At 52.3% G+C, this 13905-nt stretch carries 12 protein-coding genes; 5 read left to right on the forward strand and 7 right to left on the reverse strand.

All coding sequences use genetic code 11. The features are described 5' to 3' along the window. The first annotated feature begins 153 nt into the window (after positions 1-153). The 3 genes from HA51_RS19750 to cho all read left to right on the forward strand — a co-directional run bounded on the left by HA51_RS19750 (position 154) and on the right by cho (position 3262). The gene (locus HA51_RS19750; RefSeq protein ID WP_084936282.1) at positions 154-1344 is read left to right on the forward strand and encodes a multidrug effflux MFS transporter; all 1191 of its coding nucleotides are present in this window, start codon (positions 154-156) and stop codon (positions 1342-1344) included. A 117-nt stretch (positions 1345-1461) separates the two neighbouring features. Continuing rightward, the gene (gene nadE, locus HA51_RS19755) at positions 1462-2289 is read left to right on the forward strand and encodes an ammonia-dependent NAD(+) synthetase (RefSeq protein WP_084936283.1); all 828 of its coding nucleotides are present in this window, start codon (positions 1462-1464) and stop codon (positions 2287-2289) included. A 112-nt stretch (positions 2290-2401) separates the two neighbouring features. Then, a complete protein-coding gene (cho, locus tag HA51_RS19760) occupies positions 2402-3262 on the forward strand; it encodes an excinuclease Cho (RefSeq protein ID WP_084936284.1) in 861 nt (286 codons plus the stop codon). Positions 3263-3339: 77 nt separating this feature from the next. Here the strand turns inward: cho and spy are convergent, their stop codons facing one another. The 6 genes from spy to HA51_RS19790 all read right to left on the reverse strand — a co-directional run bounded on the left by spy (position 3340) and on the right by HA51_RS19790 (position 10346). After that, on the reverse strand, positions 3340-3837 hold the full coding sequence (gene spy / locus HA51_RS19765) for an ATP-independent periplasmic protein-refolding chaperone Spy (protein ID WP_084936285.1): 498 nt from the start codon (positions 3835-3837) through the stop codon (positions 3340-3342). Between the two features lie 425 nt (positions 3838-4262). Beyond that, on the reverse strand, positions 4263-5258 hold the full coding sequence (astE, locus tag HA51_RS19770) for a succinylglutamate desuccinylase (RefSeq protein WP_084936286.1): 996 nt from the start codon (positions 5256-5258) through the stop codon (positions 4263-4265). Positions 5259-5306: 48 nt separating this feature from the next. Further along, on the reverse strand, positions 5307-6635 hold the full coding sequence (gene astB, locus HA51_RS19775; protein ID WP_084936287.1) for an N-succinylarginine dihydrolase: 1329 nt from the start codon (positions 6633-6635) through the stop codon (positions 5307-5309). Next, complete coding sequence (astD, locus tag HA51_RS19780) at positions 6632-8101, reverse strand: succinylglutamate-semialdehyde dehydrogenase (protein WP_084936288.1); 1470 nt, start codon at positions 8099-8101, stop codon at positions 6632-6634. The genes astB and astD overlap by 4 nt, the downstream gene beginning before the upstream one ends. After that, positions 8098-9129, reverse strand: a complete 1032-nt coding sequence (gene astA, locus HA51_RS19785) for an arginine N-succinyltransferase (RefSeq protein WP_084936289.1) — start codon at positions 9127-9129, stop codon at positions 8098-8100. The genes astD and astA overlap by 4 nt, the downstream gene beginning before the upstream one ends. Next, on the reverse strand, positions 9126-10346 hold the full coding sequence (locus tag HA51_RS19790; RefSeq protein ID WP_084936290.1) for an aspartate aminotransferase family protein: 1221 nt from the start codon (positions 10344-10346) through the stop codon (positions 9126-9128). Before HA51_RS19790 ends, astA begins: the two co-directional genes overlap by 4 nt. Positions 10347-11234: 888 nt before the next feature. Here HA51_RS19790 and HA51_RS19795 point away from each other — a divergent pair. Together HA51_RS19795 and HA51_RS19800 are read left to right on the forward strand one after the other, a co-directional pair. Then, positions 11235-12308: a porin gene (locus HA51_RS19795; RefSeq protein WP_084936291.1), complete on the forward strand. Its 1074-nt coding sequence runs from the start codon at positions 11235-11237 to the stop codon at positions 12306-12308. A gap of 192 nt (positions 12309-12500) precedes the next feature. Further along, positions 12501-13559: an alpha/beta hydrolase family protein gene (locus HA51_RS19800; protein WP_084936292.1), complete on the forward strand. Its 1059-nt coding sequence runs from the start codon at positions 12501-12503 to the stop codon at positions 13557-13559. Here the strand turns inward: HA51_RS19800 and HA51_RS19805 are convergent. Next, on the reverse strand, positions 13492-13905 hold a 414-nt coding region (locus HA51_RS19805), incomplete at its 5' end, for a helix-turn-helix domain-containing protein (protein WP_139810707.1). The two genes, HA51_RS19800 and HA51_RS19805, sit on opposite strands and share 68 nt — an antisense overlap.

Consider the following 13905-nt stretch of genomic DNA (forward strand, 5'->3'; position numbering starts at 1 on the left):
CCTGGAACATAAATCCAGATTAATCAAATCTATGGCTTCGCTTTCAGCGATTTCTGAAGCGTTAGTTTTTCGTAAAGTTGCTGTGTTGCGGCCTCACGCTTCGTATAATCCTCCGGCAAAAAAATTTTAAGACAGAAAGAGAACAGAGGATTAATGACACCTGCACACTCCAATCGGCTAGTTTATGCCATCACATTAGGCTTGCTCGCGGCACTCGGGCCGTTATGTATCGACCTGTATTTACCCGCCCTGCCTGAACTGGCACGCGATCTCAACACAGAAACAGCCACTGCGCAGCTGAGCTTAACGGCAGGCCTGCTTGGGTTAGGTGCGGGCCAACTTTTGTTTGGTCCAATGAGTGACAAATTTGGCCGTATTCGCCCTCTTTTACTGTCGCTCATCCTGTTGTTCGTCGCGTCAATTGGCTGCGCATTGGCGAAAGACATTCATTCACTGTTGGTGGCCCGCTTGTTTGAAGGCTTAGCCGGTGCAGGTGGTGCTGTGCTGTCACGAGCCATCGCACGTGATATGTATAGCGGCCATGAGCTGACACGCTTCTTCGCTTTGTTGATGTTAGTTAACGGACTGGCACCGATTGGCGCACCGGTTCTCGGTGGCGCCCTGATGACGGTGCTAAACTGGCGTGGCATTTTTGTGGTGTTAGCCTGTGTTGCGATTTTGTTGATTTTCCTGTCGCGCTGGAAGCTGCATGAAACTTTGCCTGTAGAGCGACGCAGTCAGGGTTCGGTATTCTCTGCTTGGGCAGCACTCGGGCAGGTGTTCACACACCGTCCCTTTATGGGCTTCTGCCTGACGCAAGGCTTTATGATGTCTGGCATGTTTGCCTATATCGGTGCATCGCCGTTTGTTTTGCAGCAAATCTACGGCTTATCACCACAGGCATTCAGCCTCTGTTTCGCAGCCAACGGCATCGGCCTGATTATTGCATCTCAAACCAGTGCCCGTTTATGCCCTTTATATGGTGAATATCGTGTGTTGAAAGGCGGCTTAACGCTCGCATTTATCGCATCCAGCTGCCTGCTGCTGGCTGGCTTAACCGGTGCTGCACTGCCAGTAATCTTGGTTGCACTGTTCTTTACTATCGCCAGCAATGGCGTGATCGCCACCACAGCATCGTCTCTGGCGATGCAAAGTCAGGGACATCGTGCGGGCAGTGCTTCTGCCGTGATTGGTGTCACCATGTTTACGTTGGGTGCAATCACTGTGCCTGTCACCGGGCTGGGCGGCACATCCATTGCAAGCATGACCGGCACGATTTTTGGCTGCTTTATGCTGGCCATTTTGATGTTCAACCTTTTGGCACAAAATCCCAAAAGCGTCTGAAAAGTCTGCAAATAAGTGCATCAACAAGCCGTACGGCTTGTTGTTTGCCATCAGAGGCGTTAGCTTTAGCAAAAGATTCGTATTGTGCCGTCAGGCTACAGACTTGAGGAGAGGTTCATGTCATTGCAGCAGGAAATCATTGAAGCCCTTGGTGTAAAACCCGTTATCGATCCACAGCAGGAAATCCGCGTTAGCGTTGATTTCCTAAAGTCTTACCTGAAAGCCAACCCTTTTCTGAAAACTCTGGTGCTCGGCATCAGCGGCGGTCAAGACTCTACTCTCACGGGTATCCTGTCACAAACCGCCATTCGCGAATTGCGTGAAGAAACCGGCGATCAAGATTACACCTTTATCGCTGTGCGCTTGCCTTACGGCGTTCAAGCAGATGAGCAAGATTGCCAGGATGCGTTGGCGTTCATCCAGCCGGATCGCACCCTTGTGGTGAACATCAAAGAGGCGATTCTTGCCAGCGAGCGCGCTTTGAAAGAGGCCGGTATTGTGGTTTCTGATTTTGTGCGCGGCAATGAGAAAGCCCGTGAACGCATGAAAGCACAGTACAGCATTGCAGGGATGACAAAAGGTGTTGTCGTAGGCACAGACCACGCGGCAGAAGCCATTACCGGCTTCTTCACCAAATATGGTGACGGTGGCAGTGACATTAACCCTATCTTCCGCCTGCACAAAGGCCAAGGTAAGCAGTTGCTCAAAACCTTGGGTTGCCCAGAGCATCTTTACTTGAAACACCCAACGGCTGATTTAGAGGATGACCGCCCAGGCTTGCAAGATGAAGTGGCCTTAGGCGTCACTTATCAGCAGATTGATGCTTACCTGGAAGGCAAATCTATTGATGCAGCAGCAGCGAAGACCATCGAAGGTTGGTATCTGAAAACCGAACACAAGCGTCGCCCACCGATCACGGTGTTCGATGATTTCTGGAAAAAATAGTCATTCCGCGTTTCCCGTTAACCAATGGGAAACGCCTCCTCCACGGTCACTGACTGGCGAGAAAAGCAGCGCACTGATATACTGGACAGACAACCAGTAATTGGAGTGAGTTTTGGTCAGACGTGCAGCCAGTCACCGCCTCGAGTTTGATGCGGCAGCGATTTATCAATATCCCGAGCATCTTCGTCAATGGCTGGAGGGCTTACCTAATCAGCCTGGCGTTTACACCTTCCACGGTGAAAGCGAAAACCTGCCCTTGTATATCGGAAAAAGCGTCAACCTGCGCAGTCGGGTGATGTCGCATTTCCGCACGCCTGAAGAAGCCAGTATGTTGCGGCAGGCGCGCCGGGTCACCTGGATTCCCACAGCAGGCGATTTGGGCGCACAACTGCTGGAAGCGCAGATGATCAAAACGCAACAGCCGCTGTTCAATAAACGCCTGCGCAAATACCGCCAGCTCTGCTCACTGCAATTAGGTGATGGCGCACCTCAAGTGGTCTATGCCAAGGATCTCGACTTCTCTTGCTCCCCTAATCTTTATGGCTTATTTCGCAGCCGCTTTGCCGCCCTGGAAAAATTGAAAACCATCGCCGATGAACAGCGACTATGCCATGGATTGTTGGGACTGGAGCGTTTAAGCCCGGGACGAGGCTGTTTTCGTGCCGCGTTGAAGCGTTGTGCTGGCGCCTGCTGCGGCAAAGAATCGATAGAACATCACCAGCAACGTTTGCGTGACGCACTGGAACAAATGCGCGTGGTGTGCTGGCCGTGGCAAGGCCCGGTGGGCATGCTGGAGGTGGGTGCAGAGATGACTCAGATCCATGTGATTGACCACTGGTTCTGGCTGGGTTCAGTTGCAACAGAGGCAGAAGCGAGACAGCTGCAACGTGCAAGTAGCGGGTTTGACCACGACGGTTATAAAATCCTCTGTCGTCCACTGCTGTCCGGCGTCTTCCCGCTCATAGAGTTATAAACAAAACCGCCGACGCTGCCCAGAGCAACAGATGCAGTGGACAACGTCGGCGGTCTCAAACCGGTTAGCTAAACGGCTTATTCACCATCAGCCGGCGGTGGCGGCATTTTACCGTCGTGCGGGCGTTTCTCTGTCAGACGTTTCTCAAAATTCGCGTTGTACTGTTTTTTCTGTTCAGGCGTCAACACGTTGTAAATTTTGTTCTGCGTTTCCATCATTTTCACCGCACGATCTTTAGCGTCAGCGGTCATTTTCGCCGCCTGCGCTTCAGCTTTCGCCTGGTCGAAGGTGTCAGAAGCAATAATGCTGTGGTTCGCGCGGCGCTCTTCCAGCGACGGACGTTTCATATCTTTATGACTGTCACGCATGATGGTTTTGATCTGGGCTTTCTGCGCATCCGTCAGATTAAGCCCTTTAAACATCATCTCCATACCGTGATGGCGCATTGGCGGCTTGTGCATCGGTTTTTCGCTACCTGCTGGCGGTGGTGTCAGATTGTCCGCCGCAGCGTGGACGATATTGGCAGCACCAAGAGCCATTGTGGTAGCCAGGAACAGGGAAGTGAGTTTACGCATAATTATTGTCCTTACTATTCAGTTTCATGACGACAAGGTGTGTCGCGTCTTCGGAAACAAGCATACGACGCCAAACGTCAACTACTCAGAGGCTGAGTAAAGCCCTGAAAGCATAAAAGACAAAGATCAGGCAATCATGGAGAGAAAGCGAAGAAATGCGTGAGGAATTGCAAAAGAGTATGACAATCAAGGGGAAATACGCAGGAATTAAGGAGGAGTGTAACGGTATTGTCGGTTTTCAGGAAGGGAAATATGCGTCGTAAAGGAGGGCAATCGCCTGAATCCGCTGTTGAGTATAGCGGTCACTTATCACACCGGACTTGCCGCTACAATTTCGTACAGAAATACGCCCGCCATCCGCAGCGGGCGGCCGCGCCCTACAAAAGTTTGACGAGTAAGACGGCGGCGACAAGATGAGGAATGGATTAGAGCGTCAGAGCCTGCGTCTGCTCGTTCTCTTCGACGAGCATCAATCCCGCGCGTAATCCTGGCGCGACGTTAGGGTTGGGAAACAGCACATACTCGCGCGCCTGTTGCACGAAATAGCGTGTCTCTCCCTCCTCAGCTAACAAAGTCCCCTGCGGAAAAGCGGTAAAGTTCAGGGTTTCTGGCCCCATATGTAATACGAAGTCATCCCCATGGCGGGTGATCTGCTGAGCCACTCGATAGTGCCGTGGTTTTTCATGCACCTCGGGAAGCGCATCACCGTAAAGCAAGGCCGCTAACGCACGTTGTATCGCACTAAATTGGCTAAGATCATTCTCACCAAAGGGTAACGCTTTACCCAATTCCAACGTGCAGCTGGCTGCGTCATGGTGCTCACAACTGTAGTGCGTGAAGGTTCCGCCAGGCGAACGATGAAACACTAAGGCTTCCAATTCTGCTGCCGCCAGCCAATGGAGGAACTCTTCCGGCCACGGCTGCGGATTAAGCGGCATCACACCAAATCGCGCGTGGTAAGAACCGCGAATGGCCGTATGCAAATCCAGATGCCAGCGCACTTCATGGTCACGACAGGTGCGCCAGAAATTCTCTAGTGCCTGTTCCAGTTGCAGCGTGCGCTGAGCTTCAGGGAGTTCTGAGACCTTCTGCCAGCGCCCACCAAACAGGCGATTGATATCATATTGTTGATAACGTTGACCACTGCGCAGCGCAGCGGGGTTACCCAACAACACCAGCAAACGAACGGCAAGCGGCTGGTCACCTTGCAGAAGCGGCATAAGTAGCAGGTTAAGGAGCTCCACCGGCGCGGTCTCATTACCGTGTATACCGGCAGAAAGCACCAAAGCCTGCTGCGTGGGATGATGGGGCGTAAGGGATAGAATACCCTCATCGAGCCATTGCCAGCTCAAATGCGCATTGCGGCCTTCACGTTGTTGCGGCGGGAGTCCCGATAGGGTTTGTTGTAAAAAATCCTGCATGATTTCTCCTTTCAAACCCAAAAGCGAGCCTATTACTCGCCTTTGGTATTAACGCTGAAAAGCGTAGACACTGCCTAAGTCTAGCAGCTGTGTCAGTTCATCCAGTGCGGTGCGCCCTTCACGCAGCAGTTGTGGATCGGCCAAATCAGCTTGGGTTAAACGGTCACGATAGTGGCGATCGACCCAACTGTTTAATGTTGTAAACAGGCGATCGTTCATCAACACCGCAGGATTGATCGCCTGCCGCTCTGCTTCGGTCAACACCACGCGCAGGCGCAGACATGCGGGTCCGCCGCCGTTATACATGCTCTCACGCAGGTCGAACACCTTCAGCTCGCGAATCGGCCCGCCGCTTTCCACCAGTTCGGTAAGATAGCGCCAGACACCCGCGTGTTGGCGCGACTCTTCTGGCAATACCAGCAGCATACCGCCATCAGGATGGCGCAACAGTTGGCTGTTAAACAGGTAGGTATTCACCGCATCAGTGACAGAGACTTTATCGCGCGGCACCACAATCGGTTGGAAGCCCGGCACGCGTTCAGCCAGCTGTTGCAGTAGCTGCGGCTGGTCGACGAACGCCTCCTCATGACAGAAAAACACCTGCTGGTTACTGACCGCAATCACGTCATTATGGAATACGCCCTGATCGATCACCGCCGGATTTTGCTGCGCAAACAGGGTACGACTGCTCTCTAGCTGATGCAGACGAGCGACAGCATCACTGGCTTCTCGTGTCTGGCGCGCCGGATAACGTGCAGGTGCTGCCCCTTGCTGTTGACCATCACGGCCATAGATAAATAGCTGGACCCCGGCATCACCATAGTCCGCCCCGAAGCGATTATGATTTGCGGCCCCCTCATCGCCAAACAAGCCGACCTGAGGCAGCGCGTCATGCACACTAAAGTGCTGAGGATCACGGAAGATCGCCCGCAGCAGATCGGCCGTTTCAGGCGCTTCAATCGCGCGATGAAACTTGTTGTTAAGGTTCGCGACGGTGAAATGCACACGCCCATCTGCACTATCGGCAGAAGGTGAAACCGTCGCCGCATTGGCCACCCACATTGCCGAGGCAGAACTGGCGGCGGAAAGCAGCTGCGGAGACTGCTGCGCGGCGCGAGCCAACACCTGCTCATCAGTACCGCTGTAACCGAGTTGGCGCAGCAAAGGGATATTGGGTCGCTCATGCGGCGGAATCACCCCCTGGACATACCCCATATCTGCCAGCGCTTTCATCTTAAGCAGGCCTTGTTTCGCCGCCAGGCGCGGATTGGAGGGTTGTAGCTGGTTGCGTGTTGAGGCCTCGTTACCAAATGACAAACCTGCATAGTGGTGTGTCAGGCCGACAAATCCATCAAAATTGGCTTCAAACGCTTTCATGACAGTGACTCCTCAGCGGAAAAGTCGAGGCCCGGCGATAACGTACCGGGTAAGGCAAGGCTTGGACTTTCCAGCGAGGCCATAGGCCACGCGCAATAATCTGCTGCATACCAGGCACTGGCGCGATGGTTGCCTGAGGCCCCGACACCACCAAACGGGGCGGAGCTGGCGGCACCGGTTAACGGTTTGTTCCAGTTCACAATACCCGCGCGTGCTTCCAGCAACAGCTGATCAAACTGGTCGCGCTGTGGCGAGATAAGACCACATGACAGCCCATAGCGTGTGTTATTCGCGATCTCAATTGCCTGCTGATAGTCGTCGTAACGGATCACTTGCAGCATGGGGCCAAACACCTCTTCATCCGGCAGATTGGCCACATCCGTCATCTCAATGATGCCCGGTGTAATGATGGCGCTGTCACGATCGGGCCAATGCATACCCAGCAGCACTTTACCGCCCAATTCGATACGCTGTTGCCAGGCAGCGAAAATGTGTCCAGCTGCAGTCGGGGAAATCACACTGCCCATAAAAGGTTGCGGCTCGGCATTCCACGCACCGGGCTGCAGGCGTGCGCTGACGGCGACAAGACGCTGCAGAAAAGCATCCCCCTTGGCACCGCGTTTGACCAGTAAACGACGCGCACAAGTGCAGCGTTGTCCTGCCGTAATAAAGGCGGACTGAATGGCAATGTGCACCGCGCCATCAAGATCAGAAGGGTCTTCAACAATTAGAGCGTTGTTGCCGCCCATCTCCAGCGCCAACATTTTCTCGGGCTGTCCGGCAAACTGGCGATGTAGGTGATAGCCCGTCGCGGCGCTACCCGTAAACAGTAATCCATCAATTTGTGGTTCGTGCGCCAATGCCTGACCTGTTTCACGTCCACCCTGCACTAATCCCAGCACCCCCGCAGGTAAACCCGCCTGCTCCCATAACGCCACGGTTTTTTCCGCTGTCATCGGCGTCAGCTCGCTGGGTTTAAACACCACGCAGTTACCCGCTAATAAAGCAGGAACAATATGACCATTCGGCAAATGTCCGGGGAAGTTATAAGGACCAAACACGGCCAGCACACCATGAGGACGGTGACGCAGAGAACTCTCACCTTCAGACTGCTCGCCGGTACGCGAATGATAGGCCTTCACTGAGATAGCAATCTTATTAATCATCGCCTGGACTTCCGTCAGCGTTTCCCAGCGTGGTTTGCCGGTTTCGCGGGCGATGGTTTCTGCCAGGGCAACTTTATTGTCGTCGAGCCGTTGAGCAAATGTTTCCACCAGCGCCTGACGCTCAGCAACAGGTCTGCGCGCCCACGCGGGAAAGGCGGCGCGCGCGGCATCAATCGCCGCGCTCACCTGAGCACTGCTTGCCGCCTTGCCCTGCCACAGCGTTTCGCCGCTGACAGGGTTGTGTTTGGTAAAGGCTTCCGCGCCGCCCGTCACCCACTGGCCATTAATAAAGTGCGTCATGCTTTTTTCTCCTCACGGCACAGCGTCGCCACGCGCAGTGCATCGCCAAATTCGCAGCGCAATGCCACGCGCTGCTCCTCGTTCATTCGCACCCTGCCTGAGGCGATATCGACCGGCAGTAGCGCAACGCGGAAATTCTGATAGTCACCGTTTGCCACCAAACATAGCGGCCAGTTTTCATCCACCTCACCCGCTTCTGCCTTCAGCATTTGGCTTTTGCGGATAGCACGAATACGGTCGATTTCACACTCGAGGGTCGGGCCACCATCAAATATGTCGATGTAGTTGAGATAGCGAAAGCCTTCAGCTTCCAGCACCGCACGAGCGGGCGCGGTTTTTGGATGCACTTCTCCAATCACTTTTTGTGCAGCATCGGAGAGATAATGGATATACAGCGGATGCTTGGGCATCAATTCGGCAATAAAGGCTTTTTGGCCTGTCCCGCTGAGGAAGTCCGCTTCACGAAACTCCATCGAGAAGAAGCGGCTGCCCACACTGTCCCAGAAGGGAGAATGGCCGTCGTCGTCGCTCACCCCGCGCATCTCCGCCACCACATGCTTCATAAAGCGGTCGCGGAAGTTCGCCATAAACAGAAAGCGTGATTTCGACAACAAATGGCCATTCTTGCCGTCGCGATAGTCAGGATCGAGAAACAGTGTACATAGTTCACTGCTCCCGGTGTGGTCGTTACTCAGAGAAAGCGTCGGCAAACTGGCGTAGACATTTAATTCTTTTGACGCATGCACTTGGGTGCCAACGCGAAAATTGTACCAGGGGTCCTGTAGGCCTACGGCGACTTCAATGGCACAGATGCCGACAGCACGATTGTCTTCGCTGTCAGCCAGTACAAACACATAACCTTGTTCAGCGCGTGACAATGTCCCCTGCCAGGTGAGCAGCGATCGCTCAATACGCGCTTTCAGTGTATCGCTATCGGCGGGCAACGACGTTAAGCCACCCCCGGTTTTGCCCGCCAGCGACAGCAACTGCGCAAGGTCGTCACGTTCGACGGGGCGAATCACCATCATGATGCAGCTCCTGATAGTACACGGGCGCAGGCACGTTCAAAGCGGGCCAGTCCCTCTTTAACTTCGTGTTCACTGATATTTAATGCAGGTGCGAAACGCACCACGTTAGCCCCGGCGATCAGGACCATGACACCCTCTTCCGCAGCAGCCAAATTGAACTGTTTGGCCTTACCGGCAAAATCTTCATTCAGCACGGCGCCAATGAGCAGACCGAGACCCCGTATTTCTTTGAAGATAGGCAGGCGTTGATTGAGTTCCTGCAGCGCCGCAACAAACCATTGATGACGCTCCGCTACGCCTGCCATAAAGTCCGGCTGATTGACAAGCTCCATGACTTTACCCGCTACGGCACCGGCCAGTGGGTTGCCGCCATAAGTGGTGCCATGCGTCCCCACGCCCATCACTAACGCCAGGTCTTCACGCGTTAACATGGCACCAATCGGGAAGCCACCACCCAACGCTTTGGCGGTGGTCAGGACATCGGGCGTCACGCCATAGTGCATGTAGGCGTACAGCGATCCCGTCCGCCCAACGCCACTTTGCACTTCATCAAAGATCAGCGTGGCGTGATGTTTATCGCATAACTCGCGCAGGCCACGCAGGAAGGCAGGATCGGCAGGCAACACCCCACCCTCGCCCTGAATCGGTTCAACAATCACGGCACAGGTTTGGTCATTAATCAGTGCAGCGGCAGATGCCAGGTCGTTGAAGTTGGCATGCTGAATGGCAGGAGGAAGCGGTGCGAAATCACGTGAGTAAGCGGGCTGTCCCCCCGCAGAAACGGTAAACAGCGTACGACCATGGAAAGCGTTGTTAAAAGCCACGATGCCATTTTTTTCCGCACCGAATCGATCATGCGCCACTTTGCGCGCCAGCTTCAACGCCGCTTCGTTCGCTTCAGCACCGGAATTACAGAAGAACACGCGGTCGGCAAACGTCGCATCAATTAACTGTTTCGCCAGACGCAGAATTGGCTCATTGGTGTAACCGTTACCGGTATGCCACAGTTTCCCGGCTTGTTCTGTCAAAGCTTGTTGTAAAGCCGGATGCGCATGTCCCAATGCGTTCACGGCAATGCCACCTGCAAAGTCGATGTAATCCTTACCCTGTTGATCCCAGAGCGTCGAACCCTCAGCACGCACCGGAACAAAAGCCGCAGGGGCATAAACCGGCATCATCCATTGATCAAAATCGTGACGTGAAACTTGCAGTGACATGGCCATTTCTCCTACTTCACCTCAAGTGAAGCATTTGTTTTAAAATTGTTAATAACTGTTGTGTTGCAGCTCTACTGTAGAGTGCAGTAAGCGTGCCAGCTAGCGAAATAAATGCATAAACTGATCAGGTAGACGAAATATCAATGAGTTACGAAGAGGTGTCATTCACATTATGTGCATAAAAAGTGAATATCATTCCGATGGGAGTTGAATAGCAGTCATTTCATTAGCAGATTTATGCATTCACAAAATGAAATCATGCTTTTGTGATCGCGCATGAAATATTTCGCCAAAATGACGCGCTTAACGCCCTGTTTTAGGGCGATTTGTGCACCCATGGTGCAGTGTGACGCAGAGATTGTGGAGAAGAGAGGCAAGTTAAAAAGGCGATAAATGTGATCTTTATTAACAACTGACCATAATAACGGATGTTTTTTAATCGAAAGTTTATTAAACGAAACCTAAATAACTTTTAATGACTAAGGTTATTATCAAATCAGAAATAAACAGATACATCATGTGTAAACTTGATAATTACCACGCTAATCATTAGGTGGATTTCTATATTTGTTATTGAACAATAATACATAGGCTTGTGCTATATAACTCATTATGAAAAAGCCTTCCCGTCTCGTTTTTTACTTCTAAAATACTCAATAAAATCATATAAATACATATTAAACCAACCATTTTAAATCCTTTAAATGAGATAAGTTTATTCAATATAGAATTCCATATAATGGAAGTTAAGATTAAAAATCACACAAAAAGCCAACTTGAAATATTTAGTTACATATATTGCACTTCTGATCTTGAACTTTTTGTGTCATTTTCTTTTCACCCCGAATACGGGGATACAATTAAAAAATATCACAGGGTAAATTATAAATGATGAAGCGCTCGTTACTGGCAGCAGTGATGCCTTTACTGCTGGGACTTTCTTCGGCTCAGGCCGCCGAAATCTATAATAAAGATGGCAACAAGCTGGATCTGACAGGCAAAATTAACGTTTCACACCTGTTCTCTGATAACGACAGCCAAAACGGCGAAGTCGCGTCTTACACCCGTCTGGGTTTTAAAGGCGAAACCAAAATTAATGACCAACTGACCGGCTATGGTCAGTGGCAATATCAGTACAGCCTGAGCAACTCTGAAGGCAGCGATGCAAACTCAGGTAACAAAACCCGCCTTGGTTTTGCGGGTATGAAAATCGCTCAGTTCGGTTCAATTGATTACGGTCGTAACTATGGTCTGGTTTACGACGTATTGGGTTACACCGATATGCTGCCTTACTTTGGTGGTGACTCAGGTTACACCGACGCCTTCCTGTCAGGCCGCTCAACTGGCGTGCTGACCTGGCGTAACAAAGATTTCTTCGGTCTGGTGAAGGGCTGGAATTTTGCGGCGCAGTATGAAGGCAAAAACGACCGTACAGACTCCACTATCGCGGTACGTCGCTCAAATGGCGATGGCTTTGCCTTGTCCACCTCTTATGACTTCGACTTTGGCCTGAGTGTTGTTGGTGCTTATGCCAGCCTGGATCGCACCACCACTCAGAACCAAGCCGCACGTGGTGATGGTGATAAAGCCCAGCATTGGGCCACGGGTCTGAAATATGACGCCAACCAGATCTATCTGGCGACGATTTACGGCCAGACTTATAACGCGACCCCAATCACCGGTGGTTTTGCCAACAAAGCCGTCAACTTTGAAGCGGTTGCCCAGTACCAGTTCCTGAATGGTCTGCGTCCATCTGTGGCTTACGTTTCTTCTAAAGGCAAAGACATTGAAGGCATTGGTGATGCAGACATCATCAAATACGCCTCAGTGGGTGCAACCTATTACTTCAACAAAAACATGTCTGCGTATGCTGAATACCGCATCACCTTGTTGAAAGATAACAACCCGCTGGGTCTGAATACTGACGACATCACTGCAGTGGGTCTGGTTTATCAGTTCTAAGTGAATGTTCCCTCATTGCATACCGGCTAGTGTCGGCTGGGTATGAGCCAAGGGCAGCGTAAGCTGCCCTTTCTTTTTGCATGCCCCGCAACGCTTAGGCAAAAATCAGGTACTGGATCGTGATTCAGGACGCGCTAATCCTCTGTTTTCGCTATTTATCTTCATGATTTTTACTCATGGAGATTGACCCGAATGTTTCGATATTACGTTTGTACGCTATTGCTTATTCTTCTTTCTTGTCACGTTCAAGCCGACACTGGCTTTCGCCAACTCACCCTGCATAGCCAAAGCACTCGACCGCTGAACGTCACGATTTGGTACCCCAGCTACTCGACTGGCCAACCCGAAACAGCGGGAGAAAATGCGGCATTTTACGGGGAATCCGTACGCCGAGATGCCGTTCCTCAACCTGAAGCCCACCCCCTAATCCTGCTATCCCATGGTTATGGCGGCAGTTGGCGTAACCTTAACTGGCTGGCGGTGGCATTAGTGAAACAGGGTTATATCGTTGCCGCACCGGATCACCCAGGCACCACCACGCAAAACCGTGATCCGAGCGCAGCAAAACAGTTATGGCTGCGCCCGCAGGACATCAACCAGTTACTGGATGCGTTACTGGTAAATGCCGAATGGGCAGGGAAAGTGGATAGCAAGCGCATTGCGGCCATTGGACATTCACTGGGGGGGTGGACGGTAATGGAGTTGGTGGGAGCCCAGTTCTCATCCTCCTTATTTATCGACGATTGCCAGCACCATCCCCTTTTTGCCGACTGCAAGTTGATAGAAACTCTGGGAATTAACAGCACCCCCCATCAAGCGTTGCTGGATGCGCCACGCATCAACTCGCGTATAAAGGCTGCGGTGTCGCTTGACCTGGGTTTGGCTCGTGGTTTTACGCCTACCAGTCTGACCAATATCAATGTACCGGTGCTGGTGCTGTCAGCGGAACAAGACAGCGTTGAGTTACCGGCTTCGCTGGAGTCCGGTTACCTGGCACAGCATATCCCGCCACGCTGGGTGCACTTTTCGCCCATCATTGGCGCTACGCACTTTAGTTTTATGCAGCGCTGCAAACCCGCTGCTGCTGCATTAATCGATAAGTATTCGCCTGGCGATGGCATCGTCTGTAGCGATCAAGGCAGCCGGAGCCGGGAGGCGATTCATCAGGAGATTATTGCGCGCGTTACGGTATTTCTGGCGGCTTCGCTAAATTTGCCTGCTGGCGAAACGCGCTCGGCGTCAGTCCACTGATACGCAGAAACTCGCGATTAAAATTCGATTTAGTGGTGAAACCAGAAGCCAGCATCACCTCGGTCACTGAGAGCGAACTGCTGCTAAGAAGCTGCTGCGCATGACGGATGCGAAAGCCATTGATCCACTGCGACACGTTGCAGTAATAGGTGGCGTTGATGGCGCGTGAAATATGGCGTGCAGGGGTTCCCGCCTTGCGCGCCAGGAGATTTAAGGTCAGGTTGCTGTCGAGAAACAGGTCATCTTTACGCAGCCGCTGCTCCAGTTGCAGACAGAGCACAGCCTGTTCCGCTGTCTGCACCTCTGCCAATATCGGCAAAGATTGTACGGCCCGGTGCTCCGGTTG

Origin of the sequence: Pantoea rwandensis (assembly GCF_002095475.1) — a bacterium.
GTDB lineage: Bacteria > Pseudomonadota > Gammaproteobacteria > Enterobacterales > Enterobacteriaceae > Pantoea > Pantoea rwandensis.

What these genes read in the sequence shown, in the direction of transcription:
- astA (WP_084936289.1), bottom strand. Translation starts at nt 9,129, where the DNA reads ATGATGGTGATTCGCCCCGTCGAACGTGACGACCTTGCGCAGTTGCTG.
- astE (WP_084936286.1), bottom strand. Translation starts at nt 5,258, where the DNA reads ATGCAGGATTTTTTACAACAAACCCTATCGGGACTCCCGCCGCAACAA.
- spy (WP_084936285.1), bottom strand. Translation starts at nt 3,837, where the DNA reads ATGCGTAAACTCACTTCCCTGTTCCTGGCTACCACAATGGCTCTTGGT.
- HA51_RS19795 (WP_084936291.1), top strand. Translation starts at nt 11,235, where the DNA reads ATGATGAAGCGCTCGTTACTGGCAGCAGTGATGCCTTTACTGCTGGGA.
- HA51_RS19800 (WP_084936292.1), top strand. Translation starts at nt 12,501, where the DNA reads ATGTTTCGATATTACGTTTGTACGCTATTGCTTATTCTTCTTTCTTGT.
- HA51_RS19750 (WP_084936282.1), top strand. Translation starts at nt 154, where the DNA reads ATGACACCTGCACACTCCAATCGGCTAGTTTATGCCATCACATTAGGC.
- astB (WP_084936287.1), bottom strand. Translation starts at nt 6,635, where the DNA reads ATGAAAGCGTTTGAAGCCAATTTTGATGGATTTGTCGGCCTGACACAC.
- astD (WP_084936288.1), bottom strand. Translation starts at nt 8,101, where the DNA reads ATGACGCACTTTATTAATGGCCAGTGGGTGACGGGCGGCGCGGAAGCC.
- HA51_RS19790 (WP_084936290.1), bottom strand. Translation starts at nt 10,346, where the DNA reads ATGTCACTGCAAGTTTCACGTCACGATTTTGATCAATGGATGATGCCG.
- nadE (WP_084936283.1), top strand. Translation starts at nt 1,462, where the DNA reads ATGTCATTGCAGCAGGAAATCATTGAAGCCCTTGGTGTAAAACCCGTT.